Below are 19,251 nucleotides of genomic sequence, written 5' to 3' on the forward strand. Positions count from 1 at the left end.
GTCACGAGGACGAAAAGGGGAACCAGACCCCGTAGGAGCGGAATCTCTGGCTGCTCCATCGGCAGGGCGGCCACCTCCGCGATGACGATCGCCACCACGAAATCAAAAGGCGAAAGTTGCCCGATTTCGCGCTTTCCCATAAGGCGGACTATGAGCAGCACCACAAAGTAGATGATGACCGTACGGGCCACCACTTCAAGTAAGCCCAAACCACTCACCCTTCGGGTCGGGAATCTTTTTTATCTTGTCCGCCCGAAGGCTCTCGTTAACCGCTTTGCCCTTTGTCCCCTTTAAATTGTGCCGCCAGCGCTTCAAGCTCCTCTGTCATCTGGGCGACAACATAAATCGAGGAGGTGACCTCTTCGACCATCGCCGTATGCTGCTCGGCCATCGCGCCAAGACCGGTTACCTGCTCCTTCAGGGCCAAGAGGCGCTGCATCAAACCGCGGAATTCTTCTCCCCACCACTGCTCAAGTACCCCGAGGGTCTCTCGGAAGGAGCCGAGCGCTTCCGTTATGCACCGGACCGCTTCGCCGGTAGCACCGCCTTCGGGATGCAAAAGTGCCGCCAATCTGGCGATCTCCTGCCGGAACCCGTTAAGCTCCTTCCCCTCGCTCACCGCCGCCTCCAGACGTCGGAGCACCATACAGGCTCGTTCGAGAGTCTCCTGAAGGCCGTCCACTTCCTCGAGAACTGTAGCGAGCTTTGCCGTTTCTTCGGCGATCCTCCGGGTGACCACGCTGGCCGTATCCGAAGGCGTTATCGAACCGGCTGAAACCATCTCGGCGTCCCGGGCCGCCTGAAACGCCACCCAGGTAGTATTCATTACCACCCCAGCCGCCTGTTCCGCTTCTTCCGCCAACGTATCTACCGCCCCGCGCAGATAGCGCGTCTTCTTCCCCAGCCTTACAGCAACATCCTGCAACTCCGCCAGCCGGGCATTCAGCAGGGTGAGCAACTGCTCGAACTTACCGCCGATGCCGCCTTGCTCACTTAACCGCCGTACCCCTGCCAACTCTTGGACTAACCGGTTAACCTGGCGGAAAGTAATAACGCAGAGACCAAAATAAGCCGCAAAGGCCAACCCCAAAACACCTTTAGCGACCGCCAACCACCGCAACGCCACTACTGCCTGACGGTCGGTTCCCTGGTTGTGGGCCTCGATCGCCGCCCCGATGCGCTCGCCGGCGCTGAAGATGTCCTGCCGGCAGGCGGCTAACTCGCCTTCGTAAAACGTTTCTGCCTCCCGCAAGTTACCCTCCCGCCTTGCCGCTACACTTCTTTCGGCGTCTTTCGGCGAAGCGCCGGTAATCCTCCATCGCCCCTTCGAGCGTGTGGATTACAGCTGCCGGGATCTCACCCGCTGCAAGTTTGTCTAAACGCTTTAAATGCCGGTAAAAATCGTCCAGCCCAGCGTAGAACTCCCGTTCTGCCTCTCGACTTTGGCTCTGCAGAAATCTCTGGCGCTGGAAAGCGGCGGCGGTAAAAGCGAGGAGGGTTAAGCGAAGCTCCCGTTCCAGAAGGATATGACGGTTAAGCGCGTGTCGATAAAGGCCACTGGTATATCTTGCAACTATTATACCAACAAGCCCCGTTGCGACCATCAGCAATATAAAGGCAACGGAGAGCGCAAGGGTGCGCCGACGCCAATTCCTTTCTAACGAATCGACACCGTTCTCTGCCTCTTGCGATACAGTTATCCTATCCGTCAAACAGCCATCCCTCCTTTAGAACCCCAAAATGATTTCGGCGAAAAAGAGAAAAATCTTTACGCGTGGCGTAAAATAAAAAAACTCCCGCCCTTTCTCGTCGGGAGTTCTGTGTGCTAATTGGTGGAGGCGGGGGGAATCGAACCCCCGTCCGAAGGACCGGCTACAAGAGTTTCTCCGAGCGCAGGCTGTGTACTGCGCTTCGCGTCGGCAGCGCCCACAGCCAGGCTCTACCGGACGCTATCCCGGTTAGTTCTCCCTTAAAGACCCCCGGGAACCGGCCTTAAGGCAAGCCTGCTCACGTCACACCCCGACCCGCCCCGCAGGCAAAGGCGCGCAGGATGCTGGCCAAACTTATGCGGCCAGAGCAAGTTCTTGCTTGTTGGCGTTTATGCTTTTGCCACCGTTTTAACGGGCTGGTAGCAACCCCGGCTCGCTCCTCTTGCCTCCGCTTCCCCCGTCGAAACCTGTCGCCCCCGCTTTCAAACCTACTCTTTACCACGCAGGGCCCGCTCCACTTCCCGCTTCGCCTCACGGGCCGCAATCTCCTCGCGCCGGTCGTAGACCTTCTTGCCTTTGGCCAGCGCTATCTCGACTTTTGCCCTGCCGTCCTTAAAATAACACCGCAAGGGAACAAGCGTCAAACCCTTCTCGCGCGTCCGCCCCCAGAGACGCATGATCTCACCTTTGTGCATCAGGAGCTTGCGCGGCCGTTTGGGCTCGTGGTTGAAGCGGTTCCCCTGCTCGTAAGGGCTGATGTGCATGTCATAGAGCCAGAGCTCCCCGTTCTCCACCCGGGCGTAGCTCTCTTTGAGGTTCCCGCGCCCGGCCCGGAGAGATTTTACCTCCGTGCCCGTCAGCACCATGCCGGCCTCAAAGGTTTCAAAGATAAAATAATCGTGCCGCGCCTTACGGTTTTCGCAAACCACCTTTACCGGCACGGCTCCCAACTCCTTCAAAACCCTTCGGTTTTATTATATCCCTCCATAGCTCACACCGTCAACCCGCCCCAGCCTGAAATAACAAAATATGTCTGGCGTTACCCTGTCAGTCACGCCTTCTGCCTGCCTTCGCCCGCGCTATCTCCCGGCCCGCTGCCGTTTCGAAGCTCGCCGCCAGCGCTTCCACTCCGGACGGCCCCTTCCCCTCCGTTTCCCGGGGCCAGTCCGCCAGGCGGAGCGCGTCCCGAGCCAGTCGCTCCTCAAGCTGTCCGGTACCCGGACCGCCGGCAAGCGCCCCGAGAACCACCACCGCCGCCTCAATCGCCTCTGGCGGTAGGCCTACCGACGCCATTACTTCCCGCGCGCGGGCCGCAAGTCCCATCCCTGCAGCTTCCGGGTCAGCCAGGACAATGTTCTGGAGCAAAACCGCCGCCGTCACCACTAAGGGCGCTCCCCCTTCGCGCTGAGCCAGCTCGGCCGCGTAAGTTGCAGCGGCAAGCGCCCGCTGCCGGACTGCTGGAAAACCAGCCAGCCTCCGGTTAACCGCCACGATCAGCTTCTCCCGCAAGACCTCCGGTTGCTACCGGTAAACCGCCGCCATTACACCAAGACACTTATCCGCGTAGGCGCACCAGGCTGCGCAAGCAGGGTTAAACTTGGGATTACGGGCAAGCTTGCCGCAGGCAGAGCAGCGCACCATAATGTCATCGGGAAAGAATTCTATCTCCGCCCCGCACGCCGGGCAAGGCGACAAGATGACATCCTCCGGTTTAAAATCGCGCCGGTCCTGCCCCGGACACTTCCACAGCGTCACTAGCACCCCTCCTCGTCCGTGCCGGCAAAGAGTTCCTGCCGGTAGTGAACCGCTTCGAGGCAGAGCCCGTGCGGCGGTGCGGTCGGCCCTAAGAGCCGCCGGTCACCGCTTTTCAGGGCCTCGCTGATTACCGCAGGCGCGAGCCGCCCGCGCCCGATCTCCAGCAGCGTCCCTACGATGATCCGGACCATCTGGTAGAGAAAACCGTCGGCGGCGAACCAGAGGTGAAGGAAATCCCCATCCTCTTGGACCCGGCACGTGAAAAGGGTACGCACAGCCGATTGCACCGGCCGCCCGGTATTCTGAAAGGCGCGAAAGTCATGCTTCCCCACTAAAAGGTCCATCGCCTCCGCCAGCCGCGCCACATCAAGGGGTCCGGGGAAATGGAGCGCGTAAAGACGCGAAAGCGGACAGCGTACTGCCCGCCGAAAAATGGTATAACGGTAAACCTTGCGCATCGCGTCGTAGCGGGGGTGAAAACCCGGTGGCACCTCCGCTGCCGCCAGAACGGCGATATCTTCCGGAAGCACGCCGTTAAGGGCCGGTACCACGCGGTCCACCGGAATCGGCCAGTCCCCGCAGCAGAACGAGACCACCTGGCCTTTTGCATGCACTCCCGCATCGGTTCGCCCCGCCCCTTTTACCGGAGACGCACCGCGGGCTAAAGACGCGAGACACGTCTCAAGCACCCCTTGGACTGTCCGGAGACCTGGCTGCTTCTGGAAGCCATGAAAATGCGTCCCGTCGTAGGCCACCTTTAGGGCAAAGCAGCGGTTATTACCCGCACCACTCACACCAATTCTACAACCACCATCTCGGCCGCGTCACCCCGCCGCTCCCCAAGCTTCATGATTCGGGTATACCCGCCAGGTGTATTAGTATAACGCGGACCAATGGTACTAAAAAGCTTCCGGACAACGTCCTCATCGTAGATGTAACCGAGAACCTGCCGTCGGGCAGCAAGATCCCCTCTTTTGGCCAGCGTAACCATCTTTTCCGCAATGCTGCGGACCTCTTTGGCTCGCGGTTCGGTAGTAGTAATCCTCCCGTCCCGGAAAAGCGCGGTAACCAGGTTTCGCAGCAGCGCCTTCCGGTGCCCGGTCCGCACGCCAAGTTTTCTGTAGCCCACGGTTAATCGTTACCCCCTTCCTGATCTATCCGTCCAAGGAATAAACCGTCACCGGTTAAAGCTTGAGCGTCACTCGCCGCTTTTGCGGAGGGAAAGCCCAAGCTCAGCTAGCTTCTGCTTAATCTCCTCGAGCGACTTCTTACCGAGGTTCCGAACCTTCTTCATTTCCTCCTCGTCGCATTGGATCAATTGCTCAACCGTTAGTATACCTGCCCGCTTTAAGCAGTTAGAGGAACGAACTGAAAGATCAAGCTCATCGATCGTCAGATCAAGTAGCCGGTTCTTCTTCTCCTCTCCTTTCTCTACCATAATCGACATCTTACTCACCGTCTCGCTCAAGCCGGTAAAGAGCAGGAAGTGCTCCGACAGGATACGCGCCGCTAAGCTCACCGCTTCGTCGGGACGCACACAACCATTGGTCCATACCTCTAAGATCAGCTTATCAAAATCGGTGGCCTGTCCGATCCGCGTACTTTCAACGGTGTAATTCACTTTTTTCACGGGAGAAAAGTCCGCATCAACCGGAATTACCCCGATAACAAACTCAGCCTGCTGACGTTCTGCCGGAACGTAACCCCTTCCGTGCACCACCTTCATCTCCATGAAGAGGCGCCCTTCAGGTGCCAGGCTGGCAATATAGTGATCGGGATTGATAATCTCTACGTCGGCGTCGCCGATAATATCCGCCGCCCGGACCACCTTTTCACCTGTAGCCTCGATACGGAGGATGCGTTCCTCATTAGTGTGCATCTTAATTTTTAGGCCCTTCAGGTTCAGAATAATCTCCGTCACATCTTCGCGTACACCCGGTACCGCCATGAACTCGTGCAGAACACCCTGGATCTTTACCGTCGTTACCGCAGCACCGGGAATAGAGGAAAGAAGTACCCGACGGAGCGCGTTCCCGATGGTAATCCCGAAACCCCGCTCTAGCGGCTCAACCACGAAACGCCCGAAATCACCCGCAGGCGAGATGGTGTCACACTCAATCCTGGGTTTTTCAATTTCTAACATAAAAAGCCCCCTTAAACCAGCCTCTTCCGGCGTTACCGTGAGTAGAGCTCGACAATCAGCTGCTCCCGCACCGGAACGTCGATCTGGTCTCTGGCAGGATAAGCCAGGACCTCCCCCGTCGCCGCGTCCGCATCGTAGCTTAACCAGGCCGGTGGAATATTCTGGGCCGCCCGTTCCATCAACTCTTTAATCCGCGGCGACTCTTTCGAATTTGGCGCGACGCTGATCCGGTCACCAACCCTTACCAGGTACGAAGGAATATTAACCTTTCGCCCGTTGACCTGAAAGTGACCATGACGCACGAGTTGCCGGGCTTCGGCGCGGGAACTCGCCAGACCGAGCCGGTAAACCACGTTATCGAGACGCCGCTCTAGTAGGCGCAAAAGGTTCTCGCCGGTGATCCCCTGCTGCCGCTCAGCTTTCTCGAAATAGTTTCGGAACTGGGCCTCTAAGACTCCGTAAATCCAGCGAAGTTTTTGTTTTTCCCGCAATTGTAAGGCGTACTCTGTAACTTTCCGCCGCGTCCGACCGTGCTGTCCCGGAGGGTAATTCCGCCGCTCCATGGCGCAACGATTACTATAACACCGGTCGCCTTTGAGATAAAGCTTGACCCCTTCCCGGCGACAGAGCCGGCAACGAGCCTCAGTATAACGTGCCACTTTTCCCTTTACCTCCTATACGCGCCGGCGCTTTGGGGGCCGGCAGCCGTTATGTGGAATAGGCGTTACGTCCTTGATCAGACTTACCTGCAGGCCGGCCGCCTGAAGCGATCTGATAGCCGCCTCCCGCCCGGCGCCCGGACCTTTCACTAACACGGCAACCTCTTTCATTCCGTGTTCCATGGCCTCTCGCGCCACCTTCTCAGCAGCCAACTGAGCCGCAAACGGTGTACTCTTTCGGCTCCCTTTGAAGCCCACCGTACCGGCACTAGCCCAGGATACCGTGTTGCCGTTATTATCCGTAATCGTAATAATGGTATTGTTAAATGTTGATTTGATATGGGCTATACCCTGTTCGATATTTTTTCTTTCTTTCTTCTTCGTTCGCGCACGTCGCGCCATCCGTTACCCTCCTTATTTCTTTCTCCGAACGCCAACCGTGCGGCGCGGGCCTTTCCGGGTACGCGCATTGGTCCGGGTACGTTGTCCCCGCACGGGGAGGCCCCGCCGGTGGCGTAAACCCCGGTAACAACCGATCTCCATTAGGCGCTTAATATTCAGAGCTACTTCCCGCCGGAGATCGCCTTCGACCTTGTACTCCCGGTCGATAACTTCGCGTAACCGGCTTATCTCTTCTTCGGTAAGGTTCTTCACCCGGGTATCCGGGTTAATCCCTGTCTTTGCCAGGATCTTTTTCGCGGTGGAGCGACCGATGCCGTAAATGTAGGTGAGCCCGATTTCCACCCGCTTATCCTTCGGTAAATCTACACCCGCAATACGCGTCAACTTCCTTCACCTCCTTAACCCTGCTTCTGCTTATGCTTCGGGTTGACACAAATAACCATCACTTTCCCCTTCCGCCGGATTATCTTGCACTTTTCGCAAATCGCCTTAACCGACGGCCGCACCTTCATTGCTTGCGCCTCCCCTTTAAAAAGTGAGCAAAAATACCGGTCGAAGCCCCGCGCGGTACGCCGGGCTCGTAATCCCGCACCGCTTATCGCCCTATTTATATCCAGCCGGTAACCTGACACCACGCTGCTAGGCCACGCTTAGTTTACTTGTACCGGTAGACGATACGGCCCCGGGTCAGATCATAAGGCGAAAGTTCCACCATCACTTTATCCCCGGGCAAGATCCGGATAAAATGCATCCTGATTTTCCCGGAGACGTGGGCTAAAACCTTATGCCCGTTAGCCAGTTCGACCCGGAACATCGCGTTCGGCAGAGGCTCGATAACCGTACCCTCTACTTCGATAACATCCTGTTTCGACATGGAGCCCTCCTTTTGGTTACAGGGTCGGTTCTTTGTTTTAACTTTTATCTTTGTCTACCAGGCGCTCTAGCGCCTGTCTAATCTCCGCATCGGTCACCCGCTCGCCCCGCGCTAACTTTTCAGCCACCGTCACCGCTACCGGAGCGTGAAACTGTAAGTGCTTCACATTCTTCTCTTTTGGGTTCTCGATCCGCCGCCCCGTACCGTCGACAACCCTAACCAAGCGGTCGGAAAGCACCTCATAAATAAGGTAGTAACGCCCGCGATCGCGCCCGGCTTTCGAACTCACAAGCCGGCCCGGCTGGAGTTTATTCAGCTCCTCGCCCGGCACTCTCGTCCCCCCTTACAGGCGGGTCAAAATCTCGGCCGCCCCGTCCTTGACAGCCACGGTATGTTCGAAATGCGCTGATAGCTTGCCATCCTTGGTAACTACTGTCCAGTTATCCTCAAGGACCTGGACTTCGTAATTACCTTCATTAACCATTGGCTCTATCGCTAGCGTCATCCCGGCTTCCAGCCGCGGGCCGCGCCCTGGCGGCCCGAAATTAGGTACCTGCGGCTCTTCGTGCATCTTTCTACCGATGCCGTGGCCCACGAAATCACGGACCACCGAAAAGCCGTGGCTTTCCACCCACTGCTGGATGGCGTGGGAGATATCCGACAACCGGTTGCCGGTAACCGCCTGTTCGATGCCCTTCCTAAGGGCCTCTTCGGTAACGCGCAAGAGCCGCGCGGCCGCTTGACTTATGCTCCCTACCGGAAAGGTGGCCGCACCATCGCCGCAGTAGCCGTTCAACACCGTTCCGACATCGATGCTGATGATGTCACCTTCCTGCAGCCGCCGTGTCCCCGGTATCCCATGCACCACCTGCTCGTTTACGGAGGTGCAGATGCTGGCTGGGTACCCATAAAGGCCTTTGAAGGCTGGCGTCGCCCCCTGCCGCCGGATAAACGCCTCGGCGATGGCATCAAGCTCCCCCGTAGTAACCCCGGGCTTAATCGCTTTTTCTAATTCCCGCAGGGTAAGGGCTACGATCCGCCCCGCGTCGCGCATATAACCAAGTTCTCGCTCGGACTTTTTATAGATCATCCCGCTAACCCTACTTGATAAACCCCTGGTAACTCCGCATCAAGAGATGGGCCTCAAGCTGCTTCATCGTCTCGAGAGCCACACCTACAACGATTAGCAAAGCCGTCCCGCCGAAGTAGATATGCGGAATCCGCGTCGCCAGTAGTACAAAGTTCGGCAGGATGGCGATTAACGCCAGAAAAACCGCACCCGCCAGGGTGATACGCGTCATCACGCGGCTAATATACTCTGCGGTAGGCCGCCCGGGGCGGATTCCCGGAATGAACCCGCCGTACTTCTTGATGTTCTCGGCCACGTCGAGCGGGTTCATGATTACCGCCGTGTAAAAATAGGTGAACCCAATAATAAGCAGTGCGTAGATTATCGTGTGCGCTGCGGACCCCCAGTGAAAATAGCGCATGTACCAGTCCGCCACCACATTACCCTTCAGCCATCCGGCTACCTGTTCCGGAAACATTAAGAGCGAGGAGGCGAAAATTACGGGAATCACGCCCGCCATATTCACCCCCAGCGGTAGGTGCGTGCTCTGCCCTCCGTAAACCTTCCGGCCGACCACTCGCTTGGTGTACTGCACCGGAATCCGCCGTTGCGCCTCGTTTACGGCTACTATTCCAGCAATCACCGCCACCGCAATGACTACCAGGAGCACCACGCTTAAAATATTAATCGTTCCCGCCTGCAGGTAATCGAGTACCCGGGCGCCGCCAGCCGGAATCCGGGAGACGATACCGGCAAAAATCAGGAGCGAAATCCCGTTGCCGATCCCCTTCTCGGTGATCTGCTCCCCGAGCCACATCAGGAAGACCGTCCCCGCAGTGAGGCTAATAGCTACCACCAGGTAGCTAAAGAAACCCGGGTGTAGAAGCGCACCCCGGAGAAAGAGCGCCATGCCGATCGCCTGCAGAAAGGCCAGGATTACGGTCCCGTACCGCGTATACTGGGTAATCTTCTTGCGCCCCTCTTCGCCCTCTTTAGCGAGTTTTTCAAGGTACGGAATTACCACCGTTAAGAGCTGCGTGATGATCGACGAGTTGATATACGGCGTAATGCTCATCGCAAAGACCGAAAAGTTTTTAAACGCCCCACCAGAAATCACGTCAAAAAAGCCGAAGAGCGCGCCGCTTTCAATAAGCTTGGCGACCACCGCCGGGTTAACCCCGGGAACCGGAATGTGCGCTCCCAGACGAAAGATAAGTAGCAGTCCGATGGTGTAAAAGAGTCGCGTCCGGAGGTCCTGTAAATTAACCGCCGTTTTGATACCCGCGAGCCCCGCCATCCTAGATCACCTCGGCTTTACCGCCTGCCGCCGCTATCTTCGCCGCGGCCCCCTGGCTAAAGGCATGGGCTCTGACGGTAAGCGCCTTTTTCAGTTCGCCAGACCCTAGAATCTTTACCGCGCCTCTCTTTTTGATAAGACCAGCCTCACGGAGCAGCTCCGGCCCCACCACTGTACCATCTTCAAACCGGTTAAGCTGGCCGAGGTTCACAATCACGTATTCCTTCTTAAAAATATTAGTAAAGCCACGCTTGGGCATCCGGCGCGCTAACGGCATCTGACCACCTTCGAATCCGGGACGCACCCCGCCGCCGGAACGGGCCTTCTGCCCCTTGTGGCCTCTCCCTGCCGTCTTACCTAGCCCTGAACCGATACCCTGCCCTTTCCGGGTAGGCTTCCGGCGTGCTCCGGGAGCAGGCTTCAAATCTGATAGCCGCATGCTTAACCCCCTTCCTTATGACTCTTCAACCTGACTCTTCAACCCGGACGAGATGATGAATCTTTGCTACCATCCCCTTAAGTGCGGCGTTACTCGGCTTCACCACCCTCTGGTTAACCCGGCGGAGCCCCAGACCCGCTACGGTCGCCCGCTGTTTCTTAGTAGCGCCGATAGTGCTCCGCACAAGGGTGATTCTCATCTCTCCCATCACGCTTCCCTCCTAGCCACGTAGTCCTGGCCAAGCAGGCCGCGCGAACGCCTGATTTCGTCCGGGTCGCGCAGTTTTTTGAGAGCGTCAAAGGTTGCCCGCGTCATGTTGTGCGGGTTATTCGTTCCCAGCGACTTGGTAAGGATATCCTTTACCCCCGCCAGCTCCAGGATCGCCCGGACAGCACTACCCGCGATGATTCCGGTACCAGGAGCCGCTGGCTTTAAAAGTACCTTACCGGCGCCAAAATGCCCTACGACCTCGTAAGGAATCGTCGTTCCTACCATTGGCACTTTAATCAGGTTCTTCTTAGCGTCTTCAATCCCCTTTTTTATCGCGTCGGGCACCTCGCCCGCCTTACCGAGTCCCGCACCTACGTGGCCTTGACCATCGCCGACGATCACCAAAACCGAGAAGCTAAACCGCCGGCCCCCTTTAACGACCTTGGCGCACCGCCTGATCGAAACGACCTTTTCCGTAAGTTCAAGTTTCGAGGCGTCGATGCTCTCCACCCTTTTCCCCCCTTTTTCTTAAAACTCCAGCCCGTTTTCCCTAGCTGCGTCCGCAAGGGCCTTTACTCGTCCGTGGTAAAGGTAACCGGCGCGGTCGAAAACCACCCTATTGATCCCTTTCGCCTTTGCCTTCTCGGCAATAAGCCTACCGACCGCAGCCGCACCTTCAATATTACCACCGTTAATCTTGCCCCGCAACTCCGGCGAAAGCGAAGAAGCTGCCACCAAGGTAATACCGCGGTCATCATCGATGACCTGCGCATAGATATGCTTCAGACTTCGGAAGACGTTGAGCCGCGGGCGCTCAGCGGTACCGTGAACCTTTTTCCGGACCCTCATCCGGCGCCGTTCCCTCAACTCCTTACGGTCAGGTTTGTTAAAACCCAAACTTCGTTCCCTCCTTACTTCTTCCCTTTACCGCTAGCCTTACCGGCCTTCCGGCGGATAACCTCGTCTTCGTAACGGATACCCTTGCCTTTGTAAGGCTCCGGCTCGCGCACGCTTCTGATGTAAGCCGCTACGTGCCCAACTTTCTCTTTGTCGGCACCTTTTACGATAATCTTGTTGGGTGCCGGCACCTCAATCTCTACTCCCTTTGGAGACTCGATCTCCACCGGGTGCGAATAGCCGACGGTGAGGGTAAGCTTACGTCCCTGCTTGGCCGCCCGGTAACCTACCCCCACTATCTCGAGCCCCTTTGTAAAGCCTTGCGTCACGCCGACCACCATGTTATTCAGCAGCGTCCGGCTTAGTCCGTGCAGCGCCCTGTCCCGCGGTTCATCTGAACGGCGGTGGACCAAGAGTGCCGCGTCTTGTTTTTCGATAGTTATCCCTTCGGGAAACTCCCTCGCGAGCGTCCCGAGCGGGCCTTTAACCGCCACCCTGTTACCTTCTATCGTGACCTCCACTCCCTGCGGCAAAGGAATGGGTCTTTTGCCGATTCGCGACATACGCCACCTCCCCGCTACCAGACGTAGCAGATAACTTCACCGCCAAGCCCAAGCTTTCGCGCCTGCTTGTCGGTCATGATGCCCTTCGAAGTGGAAAGTATCGCTATCCCAAAACCACCTAGCACGCGCGGGACTTGGTCCTTGCGCGCGTAGACCCGCCGCCCGGGTTTGGAAATGCGCCGCAACCCACTGATTACCCGTTCTTTATTCGCCCCGTACTTCAGGTAGATCCGGATAATCCCCTGCTTGTTATCCTCGATGACCTCATAGTCTTTAATGAAGCCTTCGTCTTTCAGCACCGAGGCTAGCGCAATCTTCACCCTGGAAGCCGGGATCTCTACCGTGCTGCGATAAACCATATTAGCATTCCTGATCCGGGTCAAGAAATCCGCAATGGGATCAGTCATAACCACGGTAAAACAACCCCCTTCCCTTACCAACTCGCCTTCCGGATACCCGGGATTTCGCCCCGGTAGCACAGCATCCGGAAGCATATCCGGCAAACGCCAAACTTCCGCATGTAAGCCCGCGGCCGGCCGCAGAGCTTGCAACGGTTATAGCGCCGGACCTCAAATTTAGGCGGCCGCTGGGCCTTAGCAATTAGCGATTTTTTGGCCATCCTGTACCTCCTTTACTAAGGCTATGACGCGGCGAAAGGCATACCCAGAAGACGCAAGAGCTCCCGGGCTTCTTCGTCAGTCTTCGCCGTCGTCACAAAGGTTACATTCATCCCCCGCACCCGGTCGACCTTGTCATAATCGATCTCCGGGAAGATAATCTGCTCCCGTAAGCCCAAGGTGAAATTCCCCCGGCCGTCAAAGACCTTCGGTGGCACACCCCGAAAGTCGCGGACGCGCGGTAAGACGATATTGAAAAGCTTATCAACGAAATCGTACATCCGCTCCCCCCGGAGGGTTACCTTCGCGCCGATCTGCATCCCCGCCCGAAGCTTAAAGGCCGCGATCGACTTTTTCGCCCGCGTTACCACAGGCTTCTGCCCCGTAATCGCCTTCAAGTCCTCAATCGCCGCGTCTATTGCCTTCGGGTTCTGGATAGCTTCACCCAAGCCCATGTTTATCGTAACCTTAGCGAGCCGCGGGACTTCCATTACGTTCTTGTAGCCGAACTTCTCCATAAGCGCCGGCACGACTTCATTCCGGTATTTCTCCTTTAACCGTGACACACGTGACACCGCGGTCTTGCCCTCCTTAACAGCCACTTCCCGCACCCTACAGCACCTCGCCACACTTCTTGCAGAACCGGACCTTCGTCCCGTCCTCCAAAAAGCGCCGGCCGACCCGGGTAGGCCGGTGACACTTCCCGCAGACAAGCATCACGTTGGAGGCATGAATAGGGGCCTCCTTCTCGATAATGCCCCCTTGGGGGAGTTGCCGCGTCGGGCGGGAATGACGCTTTACAATATTTACCTTCTCTACAATTACCCGTTGCTTTTGCGGTAGGACGCTCAAGACCTTGCCCTTTTTACCCGCATCCTTACCTCTAATCACCAAAACGGTATCCCCTTTTTTCACGTGTACCTTAGGCATCTTACAACCCCCTAAAACCCGCAGACAACCTATAAGACTTCTGGGGCAAGCGAGATTATTTTCATAAAGTCTCGCTCCCGGAGCTCCCGGGCTACCGGACCGAAAATTCGCGTTCCCCGCGGGCTTTTGTCATCTTTGATAATCACCGCCGCGTTTTCGTCAAACTTGATATACGACCCGTCCGGACGCCGCATCTCTTTCTTCGTCCGGACCACAACCGCCTTTACCACATCCCCCTTCTTAACCACACCCCCGGGCGACGCCTCTTTAACGGAACAGACAATAATATCGCCAACCCCAGCGTACCGCTGGTGGGCATGGCCAAGAATCCGGATACACATCAGCTTCTTCGCGCCGGTGTTATCTGCCACGTTTAGGATCGTATGCACCTGGATCAATTTAGCTCCCTCCTTCCGCGAACCAAATACCGGACCAACGCGAAGCCGCCCTACAGTGCTAACCCACCCGCCGGCTTAGCCATTGTCCGAAATCTCCAACGCCGTATCCGGCACCACGTCGAAACGCTTGCCACGCTCGATGATCTCCACTACCCGCCAGCGCTTCTCTTTGGAAAGGGGCCGGCATTCCATGATCCTTACCTTGTCGCCTACCCGACAGGCGTTTTCTGGATCATGCGCCTTCACTTTTTTGGTCCGCCGAACCGTCCGCTGGTAAAGTGGATGCCGGACCAGGGTTTCTACGGCCACCACAACCGTCTTATCCATTTTATCGCTCACCACGCGTCCCACGCGCACCTTGCGCCGTCCGCGCTCCATAAGGTCAGACCTCCTCTTCAACTCCTAATGCCGAGCTCTCGCTCGCGCAAGATAGTCTTCAACCGCGCTATACGCCGTTTTACTTCCCTGATCTTCATCACGTTATCCAGCTGGCCGGTCGCAAGCTGAAAGCGCAGTCGGAAAAGCTCCTCCTTCGAATCGGCGATTTTCCGCACCAGTTCCTCAGCCGTTAACCCCCTGATCTCCTTAGCCTTCACTGACCTCACCCGCTTCCTCACGCTTCACAAACCTGGTTCTGATGGGTAGCTTGTGCGCCGCCAGCCGCATAGCTTCCCGGGCCACCTCCTCGGGTATCCCGCCGATCTCGAAGAGAATCCGGCCGGGCTTTACCACTGCTACCCAGTATTCCGGTGACCCTTTCCCACTTCCCATACGCGTTTCAGCCGGTTTAGCCGTCACGGGCTTATCCGGAAAGATCCTGATCCATACCTTCCCGCCCCGGCGGACGTAACGGGTCATCGCGATCCGTGCCGCCTCGATCTGCCGGGCAGTGATCCAGGCTGGCTCCAGGGCCTGAAGACCATACTCACCGAAATGGACCGTAGTACCACCCTTGGCCTGCCCAGTCATCCGGCCCCGGTGTTGCTTCCTAAATTTAACTCTTTTCGGCTGTAGCACTTCCCCTACCTCCTCGCTCTGCAGCCCGCTCCGGCAGGATCTCGCCTTTGTAAATCCAGACCTTTACCCCGATTTTGCCGTAGGTAGTCATCGCTTCGGCAAAACCGTAATCTATATCAGCCCGCAGCGTATGCAGGGGCACCTTACCCTCGCTGTACCATTCAGTGCGGGCGATCTCCGCTCCCGCCAGGCGCCCGCTCACAGCAACCTTGATGCCTTTCGCGCCCATCCGCATCGCCCGCGATACCACCTGCTTCATCGCCCGGCGGAAAGCCACCCGGCGCTCGATCTGCTGGGCAACGTTCTCCGCCACCAGCTGGGCATCAAGCTCGGGAACCTTGATCTCCACGATATTCACGTTCACGTGCTTCCCGGTCAGCTGTTCCAGTTCCTTCCGCAGGTGCTCTACCTCCGCGCCGCCCCGCCCGATCACGATTCCGGGCTTCGCCGTATGGATAAAAATCCGGATCCGGTTCGCTGTCCGTTCAATCTGAATCGTGGAGATGCCTGCCTGGCGGAGGCGCTCCTTGATAAACTTCCGGATCTTTACATCCTCGAGAAGATATTTAGCAAAATCTTTCTTATCGGCAAACCATTTAGCGTTCCAATCCCGGTTAATACCGAGCCTTAAAGCTCGCGGATCAACCTTCTGACCCAAACCCTACCCCTCCTTTCTTTCGCCGACCACCACAGTAATGTGGCTTGTGCGGCGGCGGATGATATTGGCCCGGCCGTAGGCCCGCGGCCGGATGCGCTTCAGCGACGGGCCCTGATCGACGTACGCCCGCACGATAAAAAGCTCATCCGGAATAAGGTCATAATTATGCTCTGCGTTGGCCACCGCCGACCGGACCACTTTCTCCACCATTCTGGCGGCCTTGCGCGGCACAAACCGCAGAATGCTCAGAGCCTCGCCGACCCTTTTCCCTCGAATCAGGTCAACCACCTGCCGAGCCTTCCGGGGTGAAACACGCAAGTACTTGGCGGTAGCCCTTGCCTCTTTTACTGCTTCGGCCATCCCGAAACCCCCCTATTTCAACGCCGTGGAGCGCTCAGTGTGGGCGCCGTGCCCTCTGAAAGTGCGGGTCGGCGCAAACTCACCAAGCTTGTGCCCCACCATCTCTTCCGTAATGTAAACCGGCACGTGCTTGCGCCCGTCATAAACCGCAATCGTATGCCCAATCATCTGAGGGAAGATGGTGGAACGCCGCGACCAGGTCTTAATAACCCGCTTTTCGCCCCGGGCGTTTAGGTCCTCAATTTTTTTAAGCAGCTTGGGATCGCAGTACGGCCCTTTCTTAAGTGAACGTCCCATTGCCACTCCCCCTTTTACTCGTAACGCCGCTTCAAGATGAGGCGGTCGCTCGGTTTCGGTTTCCGCGTCCGCACACCGAGAGCTGGCTTACCCCACGGAGTTACCGGATTCCGCCCAATCGGTGACTTACCCTCGCCACCGCCGTGCGGGTGATCTACCGGATTCATAACGACGCCCCGCACCGTAGGTCTAATACCCATCCAGCGAGCGCGGCCGGCCTTACCGATGGAAATGTTTTCGTGCTCTTCGTTGCCTACCTGCCCAATCGTCGCCCGGCAGTCAAGCCGGATTAACCGCATCTCTCCTGAAGGCATCCGGATCGTCGCATAGTCGCCTTCTTTCGCCATTAGCTGCGCCGACGCCCCAGCCGAGCGTACTAACTTCGCACCCTCACCCGGATTTAATTCGATATTGTGGATGATGGTACCTACCGGGATATTCCGCAACGGTAGCGCGTTACCAACCTTAATATCCGCGTCCGGGCCGGAAACAACTGTCTGACCGACCTCCAGCCCAGCCGGAGCAATGATGTAGCGTTTCTCTCCATCCCGGTAATGGAGGAGGGCAATCCGGGCCGACCGGTTCGGGTCGTATTCTATCGCCACCACCTTCGCCGGAATCCCGTCTTTATCGCGCTTAAAATCAATCACCCGGTACGCTCGCTTGTGGCCTCCACCCTGATGGCGAACCGTAATCCGGCCCTGGTTATTCCGCCCGCCCTTCCGTTTGAGCGGTTTCAAAAGGGAGCGTTCCGGCTCGGTTTTGGTTATCTCTTCAAAAGTAGAGACGGTCACAAAGCGCCTGCCCGGCGATGTCGGTTTGTATTTTTTAACCGGCACCTTAATCCCTCCTTTCCCTAAAGCCCCTCAAAGATCTCGATCTTATCTCCGGGCTGCAAAGTAACAATCGCCTTTTTACGATCCGGAGCCTTCCCGAGCGCGCGCCGCACCCGCTTTACTTTCCCTTTTACTCTCAGCGTATTGACTTTCAGGACCTTAACGTTGAATACCTTTTCTACCGCATTCTTAATATCGGTCTTGGTAGCTTTTGGATCTACGTAGAAGGTGTACTTATTCTCCGCTAATAAAGCCATGCTCTTTTCGGTAACCACCGGTCGTATCAGGATGTCGTGTGGACTCTTCACTTTAGCGCCTCCTCTATCCGCGCCAGCGCTTCCCTGGTCATAATAAGCTTCGGGTAGCGCAAGATGTCGTAAACGTTAAGGTCGGTCACCGGTACAAACTTAACCCCCGTAATGTTGGCCACCGCCAACTTCATTTCGCGCGACGGAGCAGCGCCAACCAATAGCGCCCCTTCAGAAGCCTCAAAGCGCACCAGAAAATTCAAGGCCTCTTTGGTCTTCGGCGCCGGCAACGCAAACGTATCGACTACCACCAGTTCCCCAGCCCGCACCTTCTCCGAAAGAGCAAACTTTAAAGCGAGGCGGCGAACCTTCTTGGGTAGCCTGTAGCCGTAATCCCGGGGATGCGGCCCAAAGACAATGCCCCCACCGCGCCAAATAGGCGAGCGAATGCTACCGTGACGGGCACGCCCGGTACCTTTCTGGCGCCACGGTTTACGACCGCCGCCCGAAACCTCAGCCCGGGTCTTCGTGTCGTGCGTCCCGCGGCGCCGGTTGGCAAGGTGCATCACTACCACCTCATGCAGCACCGCCGGATTCGCAGCAACACCGAAAATGTCGTCCCGAAGCTCAACCTCGCCGACCGGCTCGCCCCCCATATTATAAACGCTCACTCTGGCCAAGCCCATCTCCTCCTCAACGGTTCTCCTTCGGTCGTTACAACTTGCTGGCCTCTACTCTTGCCTTACCCGCGTACCACCTGTAGCGGGGTAATCCGCCAGCACGTCACTTCTCAACCCTATTTGATTGCCCCAACCTACCTTTCCTGCTTTGCCGCTTCCTTGATGATCAAAAGGCCGCCACGGTTACCCGGAACCGCCCCCCGAACCATCAAGATGTTTCGTTCGGGGTCCACCTTAACTACCTCGAGATTCTGAACGGTAACCCGTTCGTTCCCGTAATGCCCGGGTAGGCGCCGGCCCTTAAAGACCCTAGCGGGCCCTTTCGCTGCCAAAGCACCGGGACGGCGGTGATATTTGGAACCGTGCCCCATTGGCCCCCGGTGGAAACCGTGTCGCTTAATACCCCCGGCAAAACCGCGCCCTTTACTCGTTCCGGTGATATCTACTCGCTCACCCGGGCTAAAGATATCGACCTTGATCTCCTGCCCCACCGCGTAGGCTCCGGCATCTTTAACCCGGAACTCCCGGAGGTAACGGAGGGGTTTTACGCCGGCGCGGGCAAAGTGTCCCTTTAGGGGTTTATTAACGAGCCGTTCGGGCCTATCCCCAAACCCTACCTGCACGGCCTCGTAGCCGTCCTTTTCCTTCGTCTTGGTTTGGACCACCACACACGGCCCCGCCTCAATCACCGTTACCGCTACCGCTTCGCCCGCCGGGGTGTAATACTGCGTCATCCCGAGCTTTCTCCCGAGAATGCCCTTCATCAAACCACCTCCAACGAAGAGAGCCTCATATACTTCTACAGTCTGATCTCAATATCCACCCCAGCCGGCAGATCCAGACGCATCAGCGAATCAACCGTCTTCGGCGTGGCTTCGCGGATCTCGATCAACCGCTTATGGGTTCTGATCTCAAACTGCTCGCGCGAGTCCTTATCCTTGTGCGGCGAACGTAAAATCGTGTAAATGCTCTTCTCCGTCGGCAAAGGAATTGGACCCGCCACCGTCGCGCCAGTCCGCTTAGCCGTTTCTACGATCTTCTGCGCCGACTGGTCAAGCATATAGTGGTCAAAGGCCTTAAGCCTGATCCTTATCTTTTGTCCTGCCATTATCTCCTAAATCCTCCTGTAAGGAAAGGATTACTCCTTGACCCCGGTCACCACACCGGCGCCGACCGTGCGGCCGCCCTCGCGG

General features: G+C 57.2%; 37 protein-coding genes, 1 other RNA gene and 1 pseudogene. All 39 read right to left on the reverse strand.

From position 1 onward, the window contains the following. Window positions 1–218, reverse strand: a pseudogene (locus ACUVTA_RS03435) (hypothetical protein); the annotation flags it as partial. 47 nt (window positions 219–265) lie between these two features. After that, entirely contained in the window at window positions 266–1,252 is a 987-nt protein-coding gene (locus tag ACUVTA_RS03440) for a hypothetical protein (RefSeq protein WP_445951585.1), read from the reverse strand. A gap of 1 nt (window position 1,253) precedes the next feature. Continuing rightward, the gene (locus ACUVTA_RS03445) at window positions 1,254–1,712 is read right to left on the reverse strand and encodes a hypothetical protein (protein WP_445951586.1); all 459 of its coding nucleotides are present in this window, start codon (window positions 1,710–1,712) and stop codon (window positions 1,254–1,256) included. A gap of 118 nt (window positions 1,713–1,830) precedes the next feature. After that, window positions 1,831–2,187: a transfer-messenger RNA gene (gene ssrA, locus ACUVTA_RS03450) on the reverse strand. A 10-nt stretch (window positions 2,188–2,197) separates the two neighbouring features. Next, entirely contained in the window at window positions 2,198–2,659 is a 462-nt protein-coding gene (gene smpB, locus ACUVTA_RS03455; RefSeq protein WP_445951614.1) for an SsrA-binding protein SmpB, read from the reverse strand. Window positions 2,660–2,756: 97 nt separating this feature from the next. Beyond that, window positions 2,757–3,218: a hypothetical protein gene (locus ACUVTA_RS03460; RefSeq protein WP_445951587.1), complete on the reverse strand. Its 462-nt coding sequence runs from the start codon at window positions 3,216–3,218 to the stop codon at window positions 2,757–2,759. A gap of 12 nt (window positions 3,219–3,230) precedes the next feature. Beyond that, on the reverse strand, window positions 3,231–3,464 hold the full coding sequence (locus ACUVTA_RS03465) for a hypothetical protein (RefSeq protein ID WP_445951588.1): 234 nt from the start codon (window positions 3,462–3,464) through the stop codon (window positions 3,231–3,233). Next, a complete protein-coding gene (gene truA, locus ACUVTA_RS03470) occupies window positions 3,464–4,258 on the reverse strand; it encodes a tRNA pseudouridine(38-40) synthase TruA (protein ID WP_445951589.1) in 795 nt (264 codons plus the stop codon). The genes ACUVTA_RS03465 and truA overlap by 1 nt, the downstream gene beginning before the upstream one ends. Beyond that, window positions 4,255–4,593 (reverse strand): 50S ribosomal protein L17, encoded by a 339-nt coding sequence (rplQ, locus tag ACUVTA_RS03475; protein WP_445951590.1) that lies wholly within the window; start codon window positions 4,591–4,593, stop codon window positions 4,255–4,257. The genes truA and rplQ overlap by 4 nt, the downstream gene beginning before the upstream one ends. A gap of 69 nt (window positions 4,594–4,662) precedes the next feature. Next, window positions 4,663–5,607 carry a DNA-directed RNA polymerase subunit alpha gene (locus ACUVTA_RS03480; protein ID WP_445951591.1) on the reverse strand — a complete coding sequence of 315 codons (945 nt, stop codon included), beginning with the start codon at window positions 5,605–5,607 and terminating at the stop codon, window positions 4,663–4,665. Between the two features lie 32 nt (window positions 5,608–5,639). Further along, complete coding sequence (rpsD, locus tag ACUVTA_RS03485) at window positions 5,640–6,266, reverse strand: 30S ribosomal protein S4 (protein WP_445951592.1); 627 nt, start codon at window positions 6,264–6,266, stop codon at window positions 5,640–5,642. Between the two features lie 15 nt (window positions 6,267–6,281). Then, window positions 6,282–6,668 carry a 30S ribosomal protein S11 gene (gene rpsK, locus ACUVTA_RS03490; RefSeq protein WP_334109688.1) on the reverse strand — a complete coding sequence of 129 codons (387 nt, stop codon included), beginning with the start codon at window positions 6,666–6,668 and terminating at the stop codon, window positions 6,282–6,284. Window positions 6,669–6,680: 12 nt separating this feature from the next. Beyond that, complete coding sequence (gene rpsM, locus ACUVTA_RS03495; protein ID WP_445951593.1) at window positions 6,681–7,052, reverse strand: 30S ribosomal protein S13; 372 nt, start codon at window positions 7,050–7,052, stop codon at window positions 6,681–6,683. A gap of 14 nt (window positions 7,053–7,066) precedes the next feature. Further along, window positions 7,067–7,180: a 50S ribosomal protein L36 gene (gene rpmJ / locus ACUVTA_RS03500; RefSeq protein ID WP_123931391.1), complete on the reverse strand. Its 114-nt coding sequence runs from the start codon at window positions 7,178–7,180 to the stop codon at window positions 7,067–7,069. Window positions 7,181–7,323: 143 nt separating this feature from the next. Then, window positions 7,324–7,542: a translation initiation factor IF-1 gene (gene infA, locus ACUVTA_RS03505; RefSeq protein WP_123931389.1), complete on the reverse strand. Its 219-nt coding sequence runs from the start codon at window positions 7,540–7,542 to the stop codon at window positions 7,324–7,326. 37 nt (window positions 7,543–7,579) lie between these two features. After that, complete coding sequence (locus tag ACUVTA_RS03510) at window positions 7,580–7,873, reverse strand: KOW domain-containing RNA-binding protein (protein ID WP_445951594.1); 294 nt, start codon at window positions 7,871–7,873, stop codon at window positions 7,580–7,582. 12 nt (window positions 7,874–7,885) lie between these two features. Beyond that, complete coding sequence (gene map, locus ACUVTA_RS03515) at window positions 7,886–8,632, reverse strand: type I methionyl aminopeptidase (protein WP_445951595.1); 747 nt, start codon at window positions 8,630–8,632, stop codon at window positions 7,886–7,888. Window positions 8,633–8,642: 10 nt separating this feature from the next. After that, window positions 8,643–9,908, reverse strand: a complete 1,266-nt coding sequence (secY, locus tag ACUVTA_RS03520) for a preprotein translocase subunit SecY (RefSeq protein ID WP_445951596.1) — start codon at window positions 9,906–9,908, stop codon at window positions 8,643–8,645. A gap of 1 nt (window position 9,909) precedes the next feature. After that, window positions 9,910–10,347 (reverse strand): 50S ribosomal protein L15, encoded by a 438-nt coding sequence (gene rplO / locus ACUVTA_RS03525; protein ID WP_445951597.1) that lies wholly within the window; start codon window positions 10,345–10,347, stop codon window positions 9,910–9,912. 25 nt (window positions 10,348–10,372) lie between these two features. Further along, window positions 10,373–10,555, reverse strand: coding sequence for a 50S ribosomal protein L30 (rpmD, locus tag ACUVTA_RS03530; RefSeq protein WP_445951598.1), 183 nt, complete (start codon window positions 10,553–10,555; stop codon window positions 10,373–10,375). Beyond that, entirely contained in the window at window positions 10,555–11,067 is a 513-nt protein-coding gene (gene rpsE, locus ACUVTA_RS03535; RefSeq protein ID WP_445951599.1) for a 30S ribosomal protein S5, read from the reverse strand. Before rpsE ends, rpmD begins: the two co-directional genes overlap by 1 nt. An 18-nt stretch (window positions 11,068–11,085) precedes the next feature. Further along, window positions 11,086–11,454 carry a 50S ribosomal protein L18 gene (gene rplR / locus ACUVTA_RS03540; protein WP_445951600.1) on the reverse strand — a complete coding sequence of 123 codons (369 nt, stop codon included), beginning with the start codon at window positions 11,452–11,454 and terminating at the stop codon, window positions 11,086–11,088. A 14-nt stretch (window positions 11,455–11,468) separates the two neighbouring features. Further along, entirely contained in the window at window positions 11,469–12,017 is a 549-nt protein-coding gene (gene rplF, locus ACUVTA_RS03545; protein ID WP_445951601.1) for a 50S ribosomal protein L6, read from the reverse strand. Between the two features lie 14 nt (window positions 12,018–12,031). Then, window positions 12,032–12,430 carry a 30S ribosomal protein S8 gene (rpsH, locus tag ACUVTA_RS03550; protein WP_445951602.1) on the reverse strand — a complete coding sequence of 133 codons (399 nt, stop codon included), beginning with the start codon at window positions 12,428–12,430 and terminating at the stop codon, window positions 12,032–12,034. A 20-nt stretch (window positions 12,431–12,450) separates the two neighbouring features. Further along, a complete protein-coding gene (locus ACUVTA_RS03555) occupies window positions 12,451–12,636 on the reverse strand; it encodes a type Z 30S ribosomal protein S14 (protein ID WP_445951603.1) in 186 nt (61 codons plus the stop codon). Window positions 12,637–12,657: 21 nt separating this feature from the next. Next, the gene (rplE, locus tag ACUVTA_RS03560; protein ID WP_445951615.1) at window positions 12,658–13,200 is read right to left on the reverse strand and encodes a 50S ribosomal protein L5; all 543 of its coding nucleotides are present in this window, start codon (window positions 13,198–13,200) and stop codon (window positions 12,658–12,660) included. Between the two features lie 46 nt (window positions 13,201–13,246). Further along, on the reverse strand, window positions 13,247–13,564 hold the full coding sequence (rplX, locus tag ACUVTA_RS03565) for a 50S ribosomal protein L24 (RefSeq protein WP_445951604.1): 318 nt from the start codon (window positions 13,562–13,564) through the stop codon (window positions 13,247–13,249). 29 nt (window positions 13,565–13,593) lie between these two features. Next, entirely contained in the window at window positions 13,594–13,962 is a 369-nt protein-coding gene (gene rplN / locus ACUVTA_RS03570) for a 50S ribosomal protein L14 (RefSeq protein ID WP_445951605.1), read from the reverse strand. A 75-nt stretch (window positions 13,963–14,037) separates the two neighbouring features. Continuing rightward, the gene (rpsQ, locus tag ACUVTA_RS03575) at window positions 14,038–14,340 is read right to left on the reverse strand and encodes a 30S ribosomal protein S17 (protein ID WP_445951606.1); all 303 of its coding nucleotides are present in this window, start codon (window positions 14,338–14,340) and stop codon (window positions 14,038–14,040) included. A 17-nt stretch (window positions 14,341–14,357) separates the two neighbouring features. Then, window positions 14,358–14,558, reverse strand: a complete 201-nt coding sequence (gene rpmC, locus ACUVTA_RS03580) for a 50S ribosomal protein L29 (protein WP_123931365.1) — start codon at window positions 14,556–14,558, stop codon at window positions 14,358–14,360. Further along, window positions 14,548–14,979: a 50S ribosomal protein L16 gene (gene rplP, locus ACUVTA_RS03585; protein ID WP_123931363.1), complete on the reverse strand. Its 432-nt coding sequence runs from the start codon at window positions 14,977–14,979 to the stop codon at window positions 14,548–14,550. Before rplP ends, rpmC begins: the two co-directional genes overlap by 11 nt. Next, on the reverse strand, window positions 14,957–15,637 hold the full coding sequence (rpsC, locus tag ACUVTA_RS03590) for a 30S ribosomal protein S3 (protein ID WP_445951607.1): 681 nt from the start codon (window positions 15,635–15,637) through the stop codon (window positions 14,957–14,959). Before rpsC ends, rplP begins: the two co-directional genes overlap by 23 nt. 3 nt (window positions 15,638–15,640) lie before the next feature. Next, complete coding sequence (rplV, locus tag ACUVTA_RS03595; protein ID WP_445951608.1) at window positions 15,641–15,997, reverse strand: 50S ribosomal protein L22; 357 nt, start codon at window positions 15,995–15,997, stop codon at window positions 15,641–15,643. 12 nt (window positions 15,998–16,009) lie between these two features. Further along, window positions 16,010–16,294: a 30S ribosomal protein S19 gene (gene rpsS, locus ACUVTA_RS03600; protein ID WP_334110880.1), complete on the reverse strand. Its 285-nt coding sequence runs from the start codon at window positions 16,292–16,294 to the stop codon at window positions 16,010–16,012. A gap of 14 nt (window positions 16,295–16,308) precedes the next feature. Beyond that, complete coding sequence (gene rplB / locus ACUVTA_RS03605) at window positions 16,309–17,133, reverse strand: 50S ribosomal protein L2 (RefSeq protein WP_445951609.1); 825 nt, start codon at window positions 17,131–17,133, stop codon at window positions 16,309–16,311. Between the two features lie 17 nt (window positions 17,134–17,150). Next, window positions 17,151–17,438 (reverse strand): 50S ribosomal protein L23, encoded by a 288-nt coding sequence (rplW, locus tag ACUVTA_RS03610; protein WP_445951610.1) that lies wholly within the window; start codon window positions 17,436–17,438, stop codon window positions 17,151–17,153. Then, window positions 17,435–18,058, reverse strand: a complete 624-nt coding sequence (gene rplD / locus ACUVTA_RS03615) for a 50S ribosomal protein L4 (RefSeq protein ID WP_445951611.1) — start codon at window positions 18,056–18,058, stop codon at window positions 17,435–17,437. The genes rplW and rplD overlap by 4 nt, the downstream gene beginning before the upstream one ends. 134 nt (window positions 18,059–18,192) lie before the next feature. Beyond that, window positions 18,193–18,825, reverse strand: a complete 633-nt coding sequence (rplC, locus tag ACUVTA_RS03620; RefSeq protein WP_445951612.1) for a 50S ribosomal protein L3 — start codon at window positions 18,823–18,825, stop codon at window positions 18,193–18,195. Window positions 18,826–18,857: 32 nt separating this feature from the next. Beyond that, window positions 18,858–19,166, reverse strand: a complete 309-nt coding sequence (gene rpsJ / locus ACUVTA_RS03625; protein ID WP_445951613.1) for a 30S ribosomal protein S10 — start codon at window positions 19,164–19,166, stop codon at window positions 18,858–18,860. Window positions 19,167–19,251 lie beyond the last annotated feature (85 nt).

Source organism: Thermodesulfitimonas sp. (assembly GCF_052743955.1).

Excerpts from the sequence above, each read along its gene's own strand:
- ACUVTA_RS03480 (WP_445951591.1), bottom strand. The coding sequence starts at position 5,607 with ATGTTAGAAATTGAAAAACCCAGGATTGAGTGTGACACCATCTCGCCT.
- rpsK (WP_334109688.1), bottom strand. The coding sequence starts at position 6,668 with ATGGCGCGACGTGCGCGAACGAAGAAGAAAGAAAGAAAAAATATCGAA.
- rpmJ (WP_123931391.1), bottom strand. The coding sequence starts at position 7,180 with ATGAAGGTGCGGCCGTCGGTTAAGGCGATTTGCGAAAAGTGCAAGATA.
- infA (WP_123931389.1), bottom strand. The coding sequence starts at position 7,542 with ATGTCGAAACAGGATGTTATCGAAGTAGAGGGTACGGTTATCGAGCCT.
- map (WP_445951595.1), bottom strand. The coding sequence starts at position 8,632 with ATGATCTATAAAAAGTCCGAGCGAGAACTTGGTTATATGCGCGACGCG.
- secY (WP_445951596.1), bottom strand. The coding sequence starts at position 9,908 with ATGGCGGGGCTCGCGGGTATCAAAACGGCGGTTAATTTACAGGACCTC.
- rplO (WP_445951597.1), bottom strand. The coding sequence starts at position 10,347 with ATGCGGCTATCAGATTTGAAGCCTGCTCCCGGAGCACGCCGGAAGCCT.
- rpmD (WP_445951598.1), bottom strand. The coding sequence starts at position 10,555 with ATGGGAGAGATGAGAATCACCCTTGTGCGGAGCACTATCGGCGCTACT.
- rplF (WP_445951601.1), bottom strand. The coding sequence starts at position 12,017 with ATGTCGCGAATCGGCAAAAGACCCATTCCTTTGCCGCAGGGAGTGGAG.
- ACUVTA_RS03555 (WP_445951603.1), bottom strand. The coding sequence starts at position 12,636 with ATGGCCAAAAAATCGCTAATTGCTAAGGCCCAGCGGCCGCCTAAATTT.
- rplX (WP_445951604.1), bottom strand. The coding sequence starts at position 13,564 with ATGCCTAAGGTACACGTGAAAAAAGGGGATACCGTTTTGGTGATTAGA.
- rpsQ (WP_445951606.1), bottom strand. The coding sequence starts at position 14,340 with ATGGAGCGCGGACGGCGCAAGGTGCGCGTGGGACGCGTGGTGAGCGAT.
- rplV (WP_445951608.1), bottom strand. The coding sequence starts at position 15,997 with ATGGCCGAAGCAGTAAAAGAGGCAAGGGCTACCGCCAAGTACTTGCGT.
- rpsS (WP_334110880.1), bottom strand. The coding sequence starts at position 16,294 with ATGGGACGTTCACTTAAGAAAGGGCCGTACTGCGATCCCAAGCTGCTT.
- rpsJ (WP_445951613.1), bottom strand. The coding sequence starts at position 19,166 with ATGGCAGGACAAAAGATAAGGATCAGGCTTAAGGCCTTTGACCACTAT.